At 40.2% G+C, this 18,302-nt stretch carries 7 protein-coding genes; all 7 read left to right on the top strand.

Going from position 1 to position 18,302, the window contains the following annotated elements; genetic code table 11:
* Positions 1-6: 6 nt before the first annotated feature.
* Positions 7-138, top strand: a complete 132-nt coding sequence (locus tag LI241_RS15770; RefSeq protein ID WP_008687320.1) for a hypothetical protein — start codon at positions 7-9, stop codon at positions 136-138.
* A gap of 127 nt (positions 139-265) precedes the next feature.
* On the top strand, positions 266-7,549 hold the full coding sequence (locus LI241_RS01455) for a collagen binding domain-containing protein (protein ID WP_008687321.1): 7,284 nt from the start codon (positions 266-268) through the stop codon (positions 7,547-7,549).
* Positions 7,550-7,960: 411 nt separating this feature from the next.
* Complete coding sequence (gene nifJ / locus LI241_RS01450) at positions 7,961-11,467, top strand: pyruvate:ferredoxin (flavodoxin) oxidoreductase (protein ID WP_017144701.1); 3,507 nt, start codon at positions 7,961-7,963, stop codon at positions 11,465-11,467.
* Positions 11,468-11,641: 174 nt separating this feature from the next.
* Complete coding sequence (locus LI241_RS01445; RefSeq protein ID WP_008687323.1) at positions 11,642-12,397, top strand: N-acetylmuramoyl-L-alanine amidase; 756 nt, start codon at positions 11,642-11,644, stop codon at positions 12,395-12,397.
* 186 nt (positions 12,398-12,583) lie between these two features.
* Positions 12,584-14,218 (top strand): putative manganese-dependent inorganic diphosphatase, encoded by a 1,635-nt coding sequence (locus LI241_RS01440; protein ID WP_008687325.1) that lies wholly within the window; start codon positions 12,584-12,586, stop codon positions 14,216-14,218.
* Between the two features lie 250 nt (positions 14,219-14,468).
* Positions 14,469-17,066 carry a cation-translocating P-type ATPase gene (locus LI241_RS01435; RefSeq protein WP_008687327.1) on the top strand — a complete coding sequence of 866 codons (2,598 nt, stop codon included), beginning with the start codon at positions 14,469-14,471 and terminating at the stop codon, positions 17,064-17,066.
* A gap of 225 nt (positions 17,067-17,291) precedes the next feature.
* Positions 17,292-18,245, top strand: a complete 954-nt coding sequence (locus LI241_RS01430) for a type I phosphomannose isomerase catalytic subunit (RefSeq protein WP_008687329.1) — start codon at positions 17,292-17,294, stop codon at positions 18,243-18,245.
* The last annotated feature ends 57 nt before the right edge of the window (positions 18,246-18,302 follow it).

Below are 18,302 nucleotides of genomic sequence, written 5' to 3'. Positions count from 1 at the left end.
GAATGGATGAATGAAGTATCTATACCGATCGTTATTACACTTCAATTAGACGATACGTATGTGACCTTGCGGATACATTTCTTACGCAAGGATGATCAGCCTTATTTGCTTATTCAAGTAGAACCGCTTTGGAATTAGCGGTTTTTTTAAATGATGATGTGGAATTTGCCTATCTTTTCGAACGGTACATAGAACAATTTCTGGGCGGGCTCATATACTAGAATGTATAAGGATTGGATTGCTTATATACGATAGGAGGATGAAGATGAGCAAACGCTTAAAGGAAGTCTTGGCAAACAGGCTGCACATTAGCTTTCTTGAAACGATAGAAAATGATCCCTGTGATTTTGTAGGAACCATGCGGATTACAGTAAGAGAGCAGCAGGAAGATGGAACGCCATGGCTGCATGAAACGACGCGTCATGTCAAACTTTGCGATTCACAGGACGTATGCCGTGAATATGATATTCCCATTGATGCGCAAAGCGGTACGGGCAGTGTCGTAGTGGAATATGTGGAAGGAGTACAGTTGGCTTTAGTACAGGTGGATGAAAATGGCCAACAGATGTTACATGAAGACGAATATGCCATCACCTATAAACTAGATGGTGAAGAAAGTGAAATGGATTATATCAATTTTGTTTTTGACGAGAGATCAAGCGAAACAAGAGAAGTTGAAATTATCAATCGTCGCATTCCTTTAACATCATTGCATATTGAAAAAGTAGTGCTGGATCGTGATGGCTGCCGTATGCCAATAGATCCGCAATGGGAATTTCCAATACGTATCGTGGATATGCGAGGATGTGAACAATGCTTCACTTTGAATGTGGAAAACCAATTTCACATCGTCATTGAGCAACTGCGTGTGGGAAATCGTTATACAATTGAAGAAATGCCACAGCGAGGCTTTTCTGTCAGTTATAGCTTTAACGATGTGGCGAATGTCGATAATGTCTTTGAAATGACACAGGGTGAAAATCATTTGCAAATCATCAATGCCCAAAGTGATACGACCAGCATAACCATTGAGAAATACATTCGCAGCACTTGCGGTGAATTATGCCGGCCAAATCGTTTTGAAGAATTTCAGGTCCGTATTATCGCCTGGAATCAAGATCGCATCATTCGTTTAAATGAGCGAAATAATTTCTGTGTCACCTTATTCGATATGGAACCGGGCTATTATGATATTACGGAAATCAGCGATAATGCCAGCTATGAGGTCAGTTATATCGTCAATGGGCGAAAAGAAACAAATTATGCCAATTTAGAATTAAACAGCTGTGAGGAAGCATCGGTGCTGATTATTAATACCGATCCTGACAATACCTGTAATCCACAACAAGAAAGTCCTCTTCGCATCTGTAAGTTTATTCGTCGCTGTGATGGTTGTATCACACAGCCGGATAAGAAGGACTCTTTCAAGGTCATGTTGTGTGGTTGTGGTCGTAATGATACCTTCTTATTAAATGCCAATAATAATTTTTGTGTCGATGTGGCAGATCTTTGTGAAGGCTGTTACGAGGTCGTAGAATGTTCAGATAAAGATTATATGACGACCTATCGTGTGAACGATGGACCAGAGCGTACCAGTGCCATTGTTGATATCATGTGTGGAGGCTGTAACAGTGTTGCGATTATCAATGAAGAACGCAATCGGGGCAGTGTGAGTATTTGTAAATATGTCCGTAATGCCAATGGTGATTTGGTAAAGCCTCAAAAAGATGAGTGCTTTCAAGTCTCACTGAGCTCTTATTTCTGTAAACGTGATTTTGAATTAAATGTTGATAATGACTGGTGCATGAGCTTTTGTGATCTGCGTTTTGGAGGCTATGAAGTCAGAGAATGCAGTGATTCAGAGTATCAGGTACAATATCAGGTCAATGGAGGGAAAGAATGCAGCAGTGCGCGTTTTGTGATTGATGATTGTTGCGACAACGAGGTAAAAATCATCAATTCTGTGCGTACTTGCAGCAGCGGTATTTTAAAAATTTGTAAATATGAAGAAACCAACAGTCAAGAGCTGGTAAAACCAAGTCAAGATGAAGAATTTTGTGTGGAAGTCAGCGGTCCTTGTTTCTGTGAAAACTATACCCTGCGCTCTTCCAATAACTGGTGTATTTTATTAGAAGGCTTACAGCCGGGAGAATATCAGATACGTGAATGTGATTGTGAGAATTATGATGTCAGTTATCTGGTGAATCGTGAAGTGATGGAGGAAGCCTTTGTTTATCTGGGAACCTGTAATCAGGAAGTTTTGATTATCAATCATCGTAAACACAGCGGACGTTTAAAACTATATACCCTTATTCGGGATTGTGATAAAACGACACGTCTTCCACAGCCCAAAGAGGCATTTGATGTTCTTGTGGAAGGTGTTGACACCTGTGTGCATACGACCTTAAAAGCCAGCAATGGTTGGTGTGTATTATTGGATGATCTGGCTGAAGGAGTATATCGTATCATTCAAAAGGATACGATGGGGTATCATGTCAGCTATGTCATCAATGGTGAAGAATCTAATTTTGCTAAGGTGACATTGGGATTAAATGATATTTCGATTGGTATCATTAATCAAGTTAGAGATTGCAGTGGAATGCTAACCGTTACTAAATATGTACAGCAAGAGGATGGAAGTCTTGTCATGCCTTGTCCTCAAGATAGTTTCACATTTGAATTAAAGGGCAGAGGTTTTACACACACGTACCACCTGAATGAACGCAACGATTTCTGTGTATATTTTGATGATTTAGAAGAGGGACAGTATAGCATTCGCGAGTTATGTGAGGATTATGATGTCACCTATCGCATAAACGGGAAACCGGTAGCCTCAGCTGATGTTACCTTAGGTATGGAAGATATCGATGTAGATATCATCAATACACCACGTATGCATGGTATGGTATGTATTGAAAAGCGTTTGCGCTGTGCTGATCGTATCATTATGCCAGATCCTGACAGCTGTTATCGTATCTTATTAAAAGGTAAAAACTGTCATGAGATTTATGAATTGCATCACGATAATGACTTCTGTGTCTGTCTTACCAATCTGGCAAAGCAGCATTATGAAATTAGTGAACTAGAGCATGAATGCAAACTGTTTGATATCAACGGTAGTTTACAAGATACCGGTTATTTCTTATATGATGGAGAAGAAAAGCATATCACGCTGATAAATGAAGAAGATTTCATTGGCTGTATGGAAATCAACAAGCAAGTAGAAGATGAAGATGGCACACTGCGCCGCCCACAACGCTGGGAACGTTTTGATGTCATTGTGGAAAGTGAAGAGTATAAACGTAAAATCGTCTTATCGCATGAGAATGATTTCTGTATGCGTCTGTATGATTTGCCAAAAGGTCATTATGAAGTTCGTGAAGCAAATGCGGATCATGTCAGCTATATTGTCAATGAATTGCCATGTGAAAGTGCTGTTGTTGATCTTGATGAACAGGATGTTTGTGTTACGATTATCAATCATGCAATAAAGAAGGGCTGTATTGAATTTCAAGGCTGCATAGATGAGGATGGTACCTTATTGATGCCAAAGCCAAAGGATGAGATAGCTGTCACAGTTACAAGCAAACAGGAAGAATATACGTTAACCTTACAAGATGAAAATGAATTTTGTGATTGCTTGTGTGATCTGAAACCACAGGCATATACGGTAAGTGTTCAAGGAAATTACAAGGTGCGTTTTGAAATCGAAGGTCAGGTATTTGAAGATGTGGTATGTATTGAATTAAATGGAGAACATGTTTGTGTCAATGTTGTGGTATCTTCCAATAAAAAAGCGGATATCACCATCCAAAAGCATATCCAGGATGCAGATGGAAGTTTGCAGATGCCTAAGCCAGAGGAGCAGTTTCAGATTACACTGCTGCATAATGGGCGCAAGCAGATGTTTGAACTAAATGCAAAAAATCATTGGACGAAGGTGCTGCAACAGCAGGAAAGCGGGGTTTATGAAATCATCGAGGTGCATGGCGGAACTGATGTTGTCTATCAAATCGATGATGGGGAAGTAAGTAAGCGCGGTTATTTTGAAGTGGGGAAAGACGATGTTACGGTGCATGTAATTAACCGTCAACCAAGCAGAGTGAAATTGCATTTAGAGGCTGTGGTGAAAAATTGTACGCAGGATATCGTATCTCCAAATGCGTCTGATGTCTTTTATATGGATGTGATCAGTCAAGAGAAGAAAAAAACATTCGTTTTAAATCAGGCAAATCATTGGTGTCAAAGTGTGGAAGTCGATCGTGGTGCATATCGTATCATGCAGCAGACAAATGAAGCGTTTGATGAACATTATTATCTGGTAGATGGCGTGCAGCAGCCAAGTGTGGACATTGTGCTGAAACAAAAGGATATGCGTATCACTAGTGTGAATGTAGCCAATTGTGCAAAAGGCACACTGGAAATCAGCAAGGTCATCCGTGATGAAAATTGTGGCTGTTTCAAACGTCCGGATACCGATATGGAATATGAAGTGGAAGTAAGTGGACCAAATGCTTTCCGTGAGGTGCTGACACTATCTGCCGATAATAAATGGCGTGTGCATTTACAGGATCTGGCATGGGGCATGTATCAAGTAAAAGAGTTGGGTGCACAGGATACGCGCTATATTGTCAATGGCGAAATGGAAAGTGAAAAGGCGCAGCTGCAGATTGCAAATACGATGAATACGGTGAAGATCATCAATGAGACAACGCACCATCAGGGAAGTATTGAAATATGTAAACTGCTTAAGGATGAAGAAGGTTGTTATCGTTATCCGGATGTTGATGCTATGTATTGGATCATGATCAAAGGAGAAACGCATAGTAGCAGGGTATTATTAAATCATGCCAATCATTTTTATGCCAGTGTGCGGAATTTAGAGGATGGCTGGTATGAGGTAAGTGAGGAAAGTGGTCGTGATGTCTTATATGTAGTAAACAATGCCACCCCAAGCAAACGGGCCATGGTGCATGTACAGGGCAATGCCAACACCGTCAATGTTATTAATCCTTATCAGACACAGTTGGGACGTATTGACATTTCGAAATATATCATGAGTGGTGATTTATTGATTCGTCCAACGAGTGGATCTTTTGAAGTCATGGTAAGGGGCAATGGAGAAGAAAAAACCTTTACCTTGACGAGTGAAAATGATTTTAGAGCAAGTGTAAAGAATCTGCGTCCTGGTACGTATGAGGTGATAGAGCTGCATGGTGAACGCGTTTCATATATCATCAATCGCACACAACATTTGGATGAGGCAATTATCAAGGTAGCAGGCAATCAGACAAGTGTGCAAGTGGTGAACCATGAAAGAGAACATGGCAGTATCACACTTGCTAAATATGTACGTGAGCATGGGGAACTCATACGACCAACCAAAGGGGAATATGTCTTCCATATCTCAAAACCAAATTTCAATCAGCTGGTCACACTGAATGAAGAAAATGGCTGGATGGCTACTTTGGAGCATTTAGAAGACGGACAATATGTCATTGCGGAAACAACAACTAGCGATAAGGTCAGCTTTATCGTCAATGGCGGCAGTGAATGTGATTATGGCATCGTTGAAGTAGCGGGAAATAGTAATACCGTACAAATCATCAATACGCGAAAACAGCCTGGCGGCAGTATTTTGATGGAGAAATTTATTCGTCGAAATCATGCTCTTGTAAAACCATCCAATGATTTCCAGATTACCATGCATGTATCCAAACCAGGCTTTAATCAGAACTTTATCTTAAATAAAGAGAATAACTGGATGATTCGTTTAGATCATCTGGAAAATGGTATTTATGTGATTGATGAAGTTGATGCACAGGATGATGTGAGTTTCATCATCAATGGCGGCAGCGAAGTTGCCAGAGCTGTGGTAACGGTTCGCAATAATGTCAATACGGTAAATATCATTGATGCACAACCAAAGGAAACCGGCAGTATCCGTATCGAAAAATATGTCCGCAATCTGACAAGTGGAGAATTAGAATTACCTCCTGCCTCCTTCAGCATTCGTGTTCATGTATCAAAACCGGGTTATAATGAGGTGTTTACTTTAAATGCCGCCAATCGTTTTGCGATTACGCTTAGCAATCTGATGGATGGCACATATGTGATTGATGAGGTCGACACAAATGATGAAGTCAGCTTTATCGTCAATGGCGGCAGTGAGGTACGTCATGGCATCGTCAGGGTGCAAGGCAACCGTAATCTGGTTTTGATGATCAATACAAGCAATACGAGTACACTTGGATCATTGACAATTAATAAAGTAGTGCGCAATGCCCAAGGTCAATTGGTCGTCCCAAATGATCATGAACGTTTTGATGTGGATATCATCAGTGATGTATATGAACGTCGCTTTATATTAGATAAGGATAATAATTGGCAGATTCATGTGAATGACTTGCCAAGGGGAAGATATCAGGTCATTGAGCAACTGGCAAAAAATTATCAGGTTTCTTATATTGTAGATAATGAAGAAGAAAGCGAGCAGGCTGCGTTTGATGTTGATGGCACGATGCATACGGTAAAGATTCTCAATACTCGCGCTTCCATCTTATCGACGTTAGAAATTACAAAATTTATCCGTCAGGCAAATGGTACGCTGGTACGTCCAGCCGATGGGGATGAATATGTGGTTGAGGTATCCAATGCTTCCTTCCAGCAGCAACTTCTTTTGAATGGGGGCAATGCGTTCACGTATACACTACGGGATTTAAGTGAAGGAATTTATAATATTCGCGAAATTGATCAGGATGCTTATCGGGTGACCTATCGTGTCAATGGCGGAACGGAAACCGATAGTGCAGCGGTTACCATTACTCCGGGGAAACGCCATATCGTAGAAGTCATTAATGAGCGAACCATCAATCAAAATACAATTGAAGTATTTAAATATATGTTGGATAATGAGGATAACTATCTACCACCGGCTAGCGGACAGGTTTTCCGCTTTGAAATCATCGGTGAAAATATTCGTGACAGCTATGAGTTAAACGAAGCAAATTCTTGGCATCGTTCCTTGACGCAATATCCAAGCGGCATGTATGAAATTCGTGAGATTGGTTCTCCATATCCTGTGCAATATTTGGTGAATTCCGCTGAATTATTAGATGAAGCACGTTTTGAGGCAACCGCCCAGCGTACCAATATCATCGGTATCATCAATCGTCTGCCTAACGTACAAAATGGAACGATGACCTTAACCAAACGCCTGCGTCAAAAAGATGGTTCTTTGGTCTTACCAACCACGCAAAGCTTCATTATCCGAGTCAGTGGAAATGACTTTGAGCGCATGGTGACTTTGGATAAGGAAAATGGCTTCAGTGAGCGATTGGAAAATCTGGCATATCAAAGCTATACGATCGAAGAAATGTCCAGTCCTTATGCCGTCAGCTATATCATTGATGATGGAAAGGAAACAAGTACAGCCAGCGTGGATATCAATAGTGATGCGACACGCACGATCACCATTATTAATACCCGTAATGATTTATTTTACGATGTTGGCAGCGAGTTAGATGATCTGACCATCGTTATTCAATAAATGAAATAAATAAGGGAATGGAAAAGAATTAAATGATGAAAAAAACAAGCAAACAGGTGGAGAAAGCCTTGCGAATCAGAATGTTTTGAAAGAGAAAAAGAGCAGAGGGGAAGGCTTTTATAAGAACTGATGCATGAGAAATGAAGCATATGAAAAACGAGGATCCATAAGGTTTTTCACATGCCTAAATAACAATATCGGTAAAGGAAAAGAGGATGAAAACGCCTCTTTTCTTTCATTTGTAAATCATTTATTTACAATTTGTGAAAAAATAAGCAACAAACTTTTCAAAGTTGGAAATTTTTGAGTAAGAATAGTTAGAAACTCATAAAAATACAAGAAAATACCTAGTAAAATCACAAATTTAGTTTTATAATATGGGAGTATAAAGTTATGCAAGGAGGAAAACAAATGACTAAGAAATTTATGTCAATGGACGGTAATACAGCTGCGGCTCATTGCGCCTATGCGTTTACCGAACTATCTGCGATTTACCCAATCACTCCATCTTCACCAATGGCTGAAGTTGTGGATCAGTGGGCTACTCAAGGTCGCAAGAATATTTTTGACAGCGTAGTAAAAGTTGCTGAATTACAGTCTGAAGGTGGAGCTGCTGGTGCTGTACACGGTGCATTGCAGGCAGGTACACTGGCTACGACATTTACAGCTTCTCAGGGTCTGTTGCTGATGATTCCTAACATCTATAAGATGGTTGGTGAATGTCTGCCAGGCGTTATCCACGTTGCTGCACGTGCATTAGCTACAAGAGCATTGAACATCTTCGGTGATCACGAAGACGTATATGCATGCCGTCAGACAGGTGCTTGTATGTTGGCAAGCCACTCTGTACAGGAAGCAATGGATCTGGCTGGTGTTGCTCACTTGTCAGCAATCAAAGGTTCTGTACCATTCCTGCACTTCTTTGATGGATTCCGTACATCTCATGAAATTCAGAAAATTGAAGTAATGGATACTGAAGTATTCAAAGACCTGATCGATCAGGAAGCTTTGGCTAAATTCCGTAAAAATGCTTTGAACCCACACACGAACCCAGTTACCCGTGGTGGTGCTGAAAACGACGACATTTTCTTCCAGGGTGTCGAAGCTAGAAATAAACACTTTGAAGCAATCCCTGATATCGTTGCTGATTACATGAAGAAAATCAGCGAGATCACAGGACGTGAATATGCGCCATTTACTTACTATGGTGCTGAAGATGCAGAACGTATCATCGTTGCGATGGGTTCTGTAACAGAAGCTGCAAAAGAAACCATTGATGCATTAGTTGCACAGGGTGAAAAAGTTGGTATGATCAAGGTTCACTTGTATCGTCCATTCTCTGTAAAATACTTAACTGCTGTATTGCCTAAGACAGTGAAGAAAATTGCTGTATTAGACCGTACAAAAGAAACTGGTGCTACTGGTGAACCTCTGTACTTAGATGTACTTGCTGCATTAAAAGATACAGATATCGAAATCATCGGTGGACGTTATGGTATGGGATCTAAGGATACGCAGGCATACCACATTAAGGGCGTATTTGATCACTTGAAAGAAGAAAAAATGATCAATGGCTTCACTGTTGGTATCAATGATGATGTAACGCATTTGAGCTTGCCTTGGGATGAAAACTTCCATATCCCTGCAGACTACACTAGCTGCCTGTTCTGGGGATTAGGTTCTGATGGTACCGTTTCTGCAAACAAATCTACGGTTAAGATCATTGGTGATAACACAGATATGTATGCACAGGCTTACTTTGCATATGACTCTAAAAAAGCCGGTGGTGTAACACGTTCTCACTTGCGTTTTGGACATTCTCCAATTCACTCAACATATTACATCAGCAACGCTGACTTCATTTCTTGTTCATTAGACGCTTACATGTTCAAATATGACATGGTCAAAGATATTAAAGAAGGCGGTACTTTCTTGCTGAATACAACATTCTCTAAGGAAGAAATCGTTGCGCATATGCCAAATCGTATGAAAGCACAGTTGGCTAAGAAACATGCGAAATTCTACATCATCAACGCAACGAAGATTGCTCAGGAAATCGGTATGGGACGTAGAACAAATACCATTCTGCAGTCTGCATTCTTCGCATTGAATGAGCAGATCATGCCATTAGAAACGGCTGTTGATCTGATGAAAGCAGCTGCTAAGAAATCTTACTCTAAGAAGGGTGATGCTGTTGTTCAGCTGAACTACAAGGCTATCGATGCTGGTAAAGACGGCTTGGTTGAAATCGCTGTTGACCCTACTTGGGCTGATCTGCCTTACAACTCAGATCGTAAACTGACTGGTGATGAATACTTCGATAACCATGTCGCAGTTATCAACGGTTTGGAAGGATACGATATGCCAGTATCTGCATTTGCAGGAGACTTCTTACTGGATGGTTCTATCCGTAATAATGTAGCATTTAATGAAAAACGTACAATTGCTGTTCAGGTTCCTACTTGGCATCCAGAAAACTGTATCCAGTGTGGTATCTGTAGCTTCGTATGTCCTCATGCAACGATTCGTCCATTCTTATTGACAGATGAAGAAGTTGCTAACGCTCCAATGGAATTCAAGACAATCCAGGCAATGGGTAAAGGTGTTGAAAACTTGAAATACCGTATCCAGGTAACTCCTGCTAACTGTGTAGGATGTGGATTGTGTGCTGTTGAATGTCCAGGTAAGGGCGGTAACAAGGCTCTGGAAATGGTTGATATCAATGAAAAACTTGATCAGGAACCATTGGCAGATTACCTGTTCAAACAAACAGAATACAAAACAGAATACTTCCCAACAGATACAGTGAAGGGTTCTCAGTTCTTGATGCCTTACTTTGAAGTAAGTGGATCTTGTCCTGGATGTGGAGAAACTCCATACTACAAACTGGTTTCTCAGTTATTCGGTAAAGACATGTTGGTTGCAAACGCTACTGGATGTTCAATGATCTACTGTTCTTCAACTCCATCTACTCCATTTGTAAATGATGCAAACGGTGAAGGTGTTGCTTGGGCGAACTCTCTGTTCGAAGACAATGCAGAATTCGGTTATGGTATGGCATTATCTCAGAACTACAAAGAAGCTCGTATCTTGAAAGCTATGGAAGACAACATGGAAAATGTTGAACCAGCTCTGAAAGATGCATTTGCTAAGTATCTGGAAGTTCACGGTGATCGTGAAGCGGAAAGAGCAATTGCTCCAACGATTAAAGAATTGGCTGCTAAATCTGACATTCCAGCTGTAAAAGAATTGGCTGAAGTTGACTTAGTAAGCAAATCTATCTGGATCGTCGGTGGTGACGGATGGGCTTATGACATCGGTTACGGTGGATTAGACCATGTATTGGCAAACGATTTGAACGTAAACGTTTTGGTATTAGATACTGAAGTTTACTCTAACACAGGTGGTCAGTCTTCTAAATCTAGTCAGGCAGCTTCTATCGCGAAGTTTGCAGCTGGTGGTAAGACAACAGCTAAGAAAGATTTAGGACAGATTGCTATGGCATATGGTCATGTATATGTAGCTGCTATCTCTATGGGTGCAAATAAGGCACAGACACTGAAAGCAATCAAAGAGGCAGAAAGCTATGATGGACCATCTCTGATCTTGGCTTACTCTCCTTGTGCTGAACACGGTATCAAGGGCGGTTTAGCTAACCACCAGAGAACACAGGCGAAAGCTGTAGAATGTGGTTACTTCGATCTGTATCGTTATGACCCAAGAAAAGAACAGCCTTTGACAATCGACTCTAAAGAGCCTGATTACGATAAGATGTTAGACTTCATGATGACGGAAACACGCTACTCTCAGCTGCCTAAGCTGAAAGGCGAAACAGCATACGAAATGTTTGAAAAGACAAAGAAAGATGCTATGAAACGTCATAAGAGATTACTGGCTATCGCTAAAGAATCAATGTAAGAAACTTGTAAAGCTGGCACAAACGTGTCAGCTTTTTTCATCTGCTGCTATGCGATAGGCATACAACATCATGCTTTTTTTCATTCTTCATGTTTTAGAAAACACTTTTCTAACGTCATGTAGGAATTTCAGGCATATTTTGTTATAATGAATATCATCAAAGAAGGTGGATGTATGGCAAATAAGAAAAGAGTGCAGCGAAGGAAAAAGAAAAAAGGAAAAAGTCCCATACGCTTTCTTTTCATTCTATTGACAGAGTTAGTTGTGTTACTTGGCATACTGCTGTATTTATACATCTATCATCCTGATAACCCGATATCCACTGCCTTACATAAAATGATAGATCCCATTCCTGAGGTGGTTTTGGATGCCGGACATGGTGGATATGATAGTGGCAGCGAATTTAATGGGGTTCTTGAAAAAGATGTAACGCTGGCATTAACAAAAGATATAGGGGCTGCCTTAGAAGCAAAAGGAATTCCTGTCTGTTATACAAGAGAGAGTGATGACGTTGCTTGGCCTGCAGATAATATAAAGGATCTAGATGCACGTGTTCAGATCGCAAACACAAGTGGGGCAAAACTATTTGTATCGATTCATACCAATGCCAGTGAAACCAAAACGGGTAGTGGCTTTGAAATATGGGGCGATTATAACGATAAAACGATTTTAAACTTCGCCAAGCATATCCAGACCAGTGTTAACACATTAGGTTATACAATGGATCGTGGGTTGAAGGATGTCGCTATTTCCCCTTTACAAGTTTTGTATAAGAATAAATTGCCAAGTGTCTTATTAGAGGCAGGATTTCTGGAAAGCGAGCGTGATCGAGCATATCTCTTGCAGGATGGCAGACGCAAAGCTTTTGCGAATAAGATTGCTGAGGGAATATATAAGACCTTACAAGATGAAAAGAAGAAACATTCATAATAGGTACATGAGAAGATATTCATAAGAACGAAAAAGAAGAACTAAGCCAAATACAATGCATCATAAAACCAAACGAGTGCGAACGCTATCATTTGACAAAAATTGCACTCTTTTTCTTATGCATTTACTGGCATAATCATGACAGATAAGGTAAAATGATACTATAGAAAAGGGAGAAGGTGCTGTATGAAGGATATCATTCATATCATCGGTCACAAGAATCCAGACACAGATTCCATTGTCGCATCCATTGCCTATGCAGAATTGAAACGGAAGATGGGAATGAATGCTATTGCTTGCCGCATTGGCGATCTGAATCCAGAGACGGATTTTGTTTTAAAGAAATTTCATGTGAATGAACCGGTGTATATACAAAATGCAAAAGTAAAGCTTTATGATGTACCTTTTGATGATCCATTGATCATACGAAAAGAATGTACGATCAAAGAGGCGTGGGAGCGTATAGCAGCCAATCGCACAAGTGCATTATATGTTGTGGATAAAGAACAGAAGCTGATTGGAGTTGTGTCCATGTCGGATATTTCCAATATTTTATTAAATGATAAGGGGCCTGGAAATAAAACGTTAATGCGCAATACACCAAGCGACAATATCGTAAAGGTGTTACAGGGAAAGTATGTATTTAAAAGTGAACGCTATCATCCCAATGGGGAAGTGCATATCCTAGGCAGTCGCAAAGACTGTTATGCGGACATTAGTTATAAAGATAGTATCGTCATCATGCGAGATGATTTGGCATTACAAAAACGTGTCATCCAAGATGGGGCAGCCTGTCTGATCTTAGTTGATGTGGATATTATTTCCCAGGGCATACAACGTTTAGCAAAGGAAAAACATACGACGATTATCAAAACTGATCTCAGTATGTTATGTACGGTTAGAAGAGTGTTTAAAGCACCTTGTGTAGGAATGATCATGAAACGGAAGATCATATGTTTTAACAATCATGCGTATATTGATGATGTTTACAATAAGATGTCGAAGAGTCGTTTCCGTTCTTATCCGGTCGTAAACAATCAAGGGGTGGTCTTAGGCTCCATCTCACGATATCACCTATTAAATTATCAGAAGAAAAAATTTATTTTGGTTGATCATAATGAGTTAAGCCAAAGTATCGATTATTTAAAAGAAGCTGAGGTATTGGAAGTTGTCGATCATCATCGCATCGGAGATGTAGAAACAACGACACCGATTCGTTTCCGTAATGAAATTATTGGCAGTACTTGCTCGATCATTGCGAAAATGTATCAGGAAGCACATATTGCACCGGAAAAAACAACGGCAGCTATTTTATGCTGTGCTATTATCTCTGATACAATGAATTTTAATTCACCAACGACAACACCCGCAGATAAAGAAATCGCCAAAGGACTTGCGGAATTAGCAGAAGTTGATCTTGATGCCCTAGCAAAGGAAATGTTTGGTGCCGTAGCAACCATTAAAGGAAGAACGATGTCAGAAATCTTATATAATGATTTCAAAGAATATAATATTGATGGTAAGCGTATCGCCATTGGTCAGATTAATATTGCGGATGAACAAGAAATCGTAGAAGTTCGCGAAGCCTTTTTAGAATACATGGAAACCATCAATGCAATCAATAAGTTTGATTTATTGATGATGTGTTTTACTTCTGCTGATGGCAGTGGCAGTAATCTCTTATTTATCGGTCCTTTAGCTGGTGTAGTAGATGAAGCATTTAAGGAAGATATCATGGATGATTTATATTTTGTGGATGGCGTAATCTCACGTAAAAAACAAATCATTCCGGCTCTTTCAAAACAGTTGGGGGAATTGTAAAGATTGTGTTAAATTGTGGTTTATGGTTTACTTTATGAACAAACAATGATAAAATCGTTAACAATAAGGGAGTAGTCAGTACCATATACGTGGTGCGGATCTGGTCAACAACCCCGAATAGAACCTATTCTGGTCAGATTCTTTATATGACAAGACTTATAAAAGGAATGCACTTTTTATGAGTCTTGTTTTTTATTGATAAAACGGTCAAGACTATAGAAGTGCTCATAAGAAAAGTGAGGTTTTTTAGATGAAACAGTTTTATCAGATGGAATGTGAAGAAACTCTGCAGCTGTTGGAAACAAAGCAAGCTGGCTTATCCCAAACAGAAGTTTTGCAACGTCAGGAACGCTATGGCAAAAATGTATTAGAGGAAGTTAAGGCAAAACCAATCTGGCAGATTTTTTTAGCACAATTTAAGGATCTGCTTGTTATCATTTTGATTGTGGCTGGTATTATCTCGATGATTAGCGGAGAAGTGGAAAGTACGATCGTTATATTATCTGTGATTACCTTAAATGCATTTTTGGGAACATATCAAAGTGTGAAAGCCCAAAAATCATTGGATGCATTAAAGCAGCTTTCTACACCTCATACACGCATTATGCGTGATGGTGAAACGATGGAGGTAAAAAGCAGTGAATTAACGGTTGGCGATATCATGTTGCTAGAGGCAGGCGATGTTGTTGGGGCAGATGCCAGAATCATTGAAAATTATTCATTGCAGGTGAATGAGAGTGCATTGACCGGTGAAGTGGAAAGTGTGGAAAAAAGCAGTGCGCCATTATATGGAGAATGTGCATTGGGCGATCAAAAAAACATGGTGTTTGCTAGCGGTCTTGTCACCTATGGACGAGCCAAATGCGTTGTCACAGCCATTGGCATGCAAACGGAAATCGGGAAAATTGCCACGTTGATGAATGCGACAAAAGAGCGAAAGACACCATTGCAGTTGACATTGGATGATTTCAGCCGCAAGCTCAGTATGGCAATCATCGCAATTTGTATCATTGTCTTTGGCTTAAATGTATGGCAAGGAAATCCTATCTTAGATGCTTTGATGTTTGCGGTAGCTTTAGCAGTTGCGGCAATTCCAGAGGCACTTGCCAGTATCGTAACGATCGTGCTTGCGATGGGAACATCCCAAATGGCAAAGGAACATGCCATCATTAAAAATATCAATTCTGTTGAAAGCTTAGGCTGTGTATCCGTCATTTGTTCCGATAAAACCGGTACGCTGACGCAAAATAAAATGACTGCACAACAAGTATATTGCAACAATACCTTACTAGCCGCTGCCAATATGGAAGAAGGACGTCCATTGGAGCGCATGATGATGCTAGGTTTTGCTTTATGCTGTGATGCACAGACAACGCCTTCCCAGCGCATTGGCGATCCTACAGAATTGGCATTGGTCGATCTATTAGAATTGCACCATATTGATGAGTTGACAACAAGAAGCAAATATCCAAGAATTGATGAGAATCCATTCGATTCCCAACGAAAACTGATGTCTACCTTACATGTTATTGATGGGAAAAAGACATTGCTGTTAAAAGGTGCTTGTGATGAAATCTTGCGAAAGACGACACATATCATGAAGGCAGATGGGATTCATGAAATCGATGAGAAAGAGCGTCAGGAAATCTTACAAAGAAATATGCAATTTGCCGATCAAGGGCTAAGAGTCTTAGGCTTTGCTTATCGAATCTTACCGGATAGCTATACTAAAATTACGTTAGCGGATGAGGAAGAACTCATTTTCCTTGGTCTGGTATCGTTAATGGATCCACCGCGTGAAGAAAGCAAAGCAGCTGTGGAACATTGTCTTCGCGCAGGCATTACACCGGTGATGATTACAGGCGATCATAAGGTGACTGCCCGTAGTATTGCCAAAGCATTGGGTATTTACCAGGATGGCGATGTATGTATTGATGGCAATGAATTAAATGCTATGAGTGAAGAAGAGCTTATGGAACGTTTAGAAAGCATCAAGGTTTATGCACGTGTGGCACCGGAACATAAGATACGTATCGTTCATGCATGGCAAAAGAAGGGGCATATCGCAGCGATGACAGGGGATGGCGTAAATGACGCACCGGCGTTAAAACAAGCAGATATTGGTATTGCCATGGGTATTACCGGTACGGAAGTCAGTAAAGATGCAGCCAGCATGATCTTAACAGATGATAACTTTGCGACGATTGTAAAAGCAGTAGCTACCGGAAGAAATATCTATGCCAATATTAAAAACAGCATCATTTATTTATTAAGCGGGAATTTATCCGGCATCATCTGTGTACTTGCGGCTTCTTTATTAGCATTACCACTACCTTTTTTACCAGTGCATCTGTTATTCATTAATCTTGTAACAGATTCCTTGCCAGCCATTGCCATCGGCATGGAACATTCAACTAAGGATATTTTAAAAGAGAAACCACGCAATCCTAAGGAAGGCATTTTAACCCCAGCCACTATGAAGCAATTAGGCATCCAAGGTATATTGATTGCCTTGGTAACCATGAGTGCTTATTTCATAGGATTAAAAAGCAGTTGGGAGATTGCTACGACGATGGCATTTTCGACCTTGTGTTTAGCTCGTTTATTTCATGGCTTTAACTGTCGCAGCAAACATTCCTTGTATCGTATCGGTCTTTTTTCAAACCTGTATACAATTGGAGCATTCATCATAGGTGTTCTATTCTTATCTTGTATCTTATTGATACCGGCATTGCATGGCTTATTCTCTGTAACTACTTTATCATGGGAACAGCTCTTGGTAATCGTAGGTTTGGCCATCACACCAACCATATTGATACAGGCATACAAAATGTTTCATCATTTATAATGTATGAAAGATGCTCTTTTAGGGGCATCTTTTTCATAATGTACAGAATGGGTGAAAGGATAAGAAAGTATCCCGTTTGTGTTTTTATGATAGAAATAATCAAATGCCAATATTTGTTGCTTGGTATTAATGTAATTTGACGTGCATGCTAGAGGAAGCACAGAAAGTATGCTAAGATACTTTTGTAAAAAAACTTTATTCGATGGATAAGTAAGGAGATATAGTATGAAAAAGATTGTGAAGATATCCCCCTTTTATGAGCCGCGTATGTGGGGAGGCGGCAAGCGTTTACGGGAGGAGTTTCATTACGAAACAACGATAGCGCCACTTGGAGAGGTGTACAATGTTGTCGCATTAAAGAACCACGCGGATTGTATGGTGGAAGAATTGCAGATGACCTTATCTCAGTTGTATGAACAAAAACCGGATTGGTTTCAATGTGAAACTGCTGAATTACCGATTCGAGTAAACATCTTGGATCCTATGGATAAACTTTCTGTCCAGATTCACCCTGACGATGCTTTTGCGAAACACTATAATGGCGGCCGTGGAAAACCAGAGGCTTGGGTCATCTTAGATACTACAGAAGATGGAGAAATCCAATTCGGTCATCATGCGAAAACCAAAGAAGAATTTATGCAAATGACAGAAGCAAATGATTTTGTGCATTTATTAAAATACTTAAAGGCAGTAAAGGATGGGTTTATTGATATTCCAAGCGGTACCTTACATGCCATTGGCAAAGGAGTCTTGACTTACAATATTTCACGCAATGCAGATTGTACCTTACGTTTATATGATTATGATCGCATTGATCCTGCAACCGGGAAAAAACGTGATATCCAACCAAAAGCGGTTTATGATAATGTGAATATACCTGACACCTCCACAACATTTGTCGTCTATCCAAGTGCCTATGAAAGAGGAATTCATGTGACACGCTATTGGGATGAACCCGGTCTATATACTCTGCTGCGCTTACAAGTGGAAGCACAAGGAAGCTTTAAACATGATCGTTTCGCCTTTTATACCTGTGTGAAAGGCGAAGGCAGCATTCAGGGCGTACCTATACGTCAAGGAGAAACCATGCTAGTGCCTCATGGTATGGGCATGTTAGAATTCAAAGGAGTGATGGATTTGTTTTTAGCAAGTTATCGCAATGAGAAGGATGAGGCATAGGCCTCGTTTTTCTTTACAATTACTAGCAAACTGCTTATAATAAGGAAGATTGGAGGG

Source organism: Longicatena sp. 210702-DFI.1.196, from assembly GCF_020563125.1.
In the GTDB taxonomy this organism is placed as follows: domain Bacteria; phylum Bacillota_I; class Bacilli_A; order Erysipelotrichales; family Erysipelotrichaceae; genus Longicatena; species Longicatena caecimuris.
Note: the sequence above shows the minus strand (reverse complement) of the source record. Positions and strands in the feature narration are given on the sequence as shown.

Coding starts and splice junctions, on each gene's coding strand:
- LI241_RS01440 (WP_008687325.1), top strand. CDS start 12,584: ATGAAGGATATCATTCATATCATCGGTCACAAGAATCCAGACACAGAT.
- LI241_RS01430 (WP_008687329.1), top strand. CDS start 17,292: ATGAAAAAGATTGTGAAGATATCCCCCTTTTATGAGCCGCGTATGTGG.
- LI241_RS01445 (WP_008687323.1), top strand. CDS start 11,642: ATGGCAAATAAGAAAAGAGTGCAGCGAAGGAAAAAGAAAAAAGGAAAA.
- LI241_RS01435 (WP_008687327.1), top strand. CDS start 14,469: ATGAAACAGTTTTATCAGATGGAATGTGAAGAAACTCTGCAGCTGTTG.
- LI241_RS01455 (WP_008687321.1), top strand. CDS start 266: ATGAGCAAACGCTTAAAGGAAGTCTTGGCAAACAGGCTGCACATTAGC.
- nifJ (WP_017144701.1), top strand. CDS start 7,961: ATGACTAAGAAATTTATGTCAATGGACGGTAATACAGCTGCGGCTCAT.
- LI241_RS15770 (WP_008687320.1), top strand. CDS start 7: ATGAATGAAGTATCTATACCGATCGTTATTACACTTCAATTAGACGAT.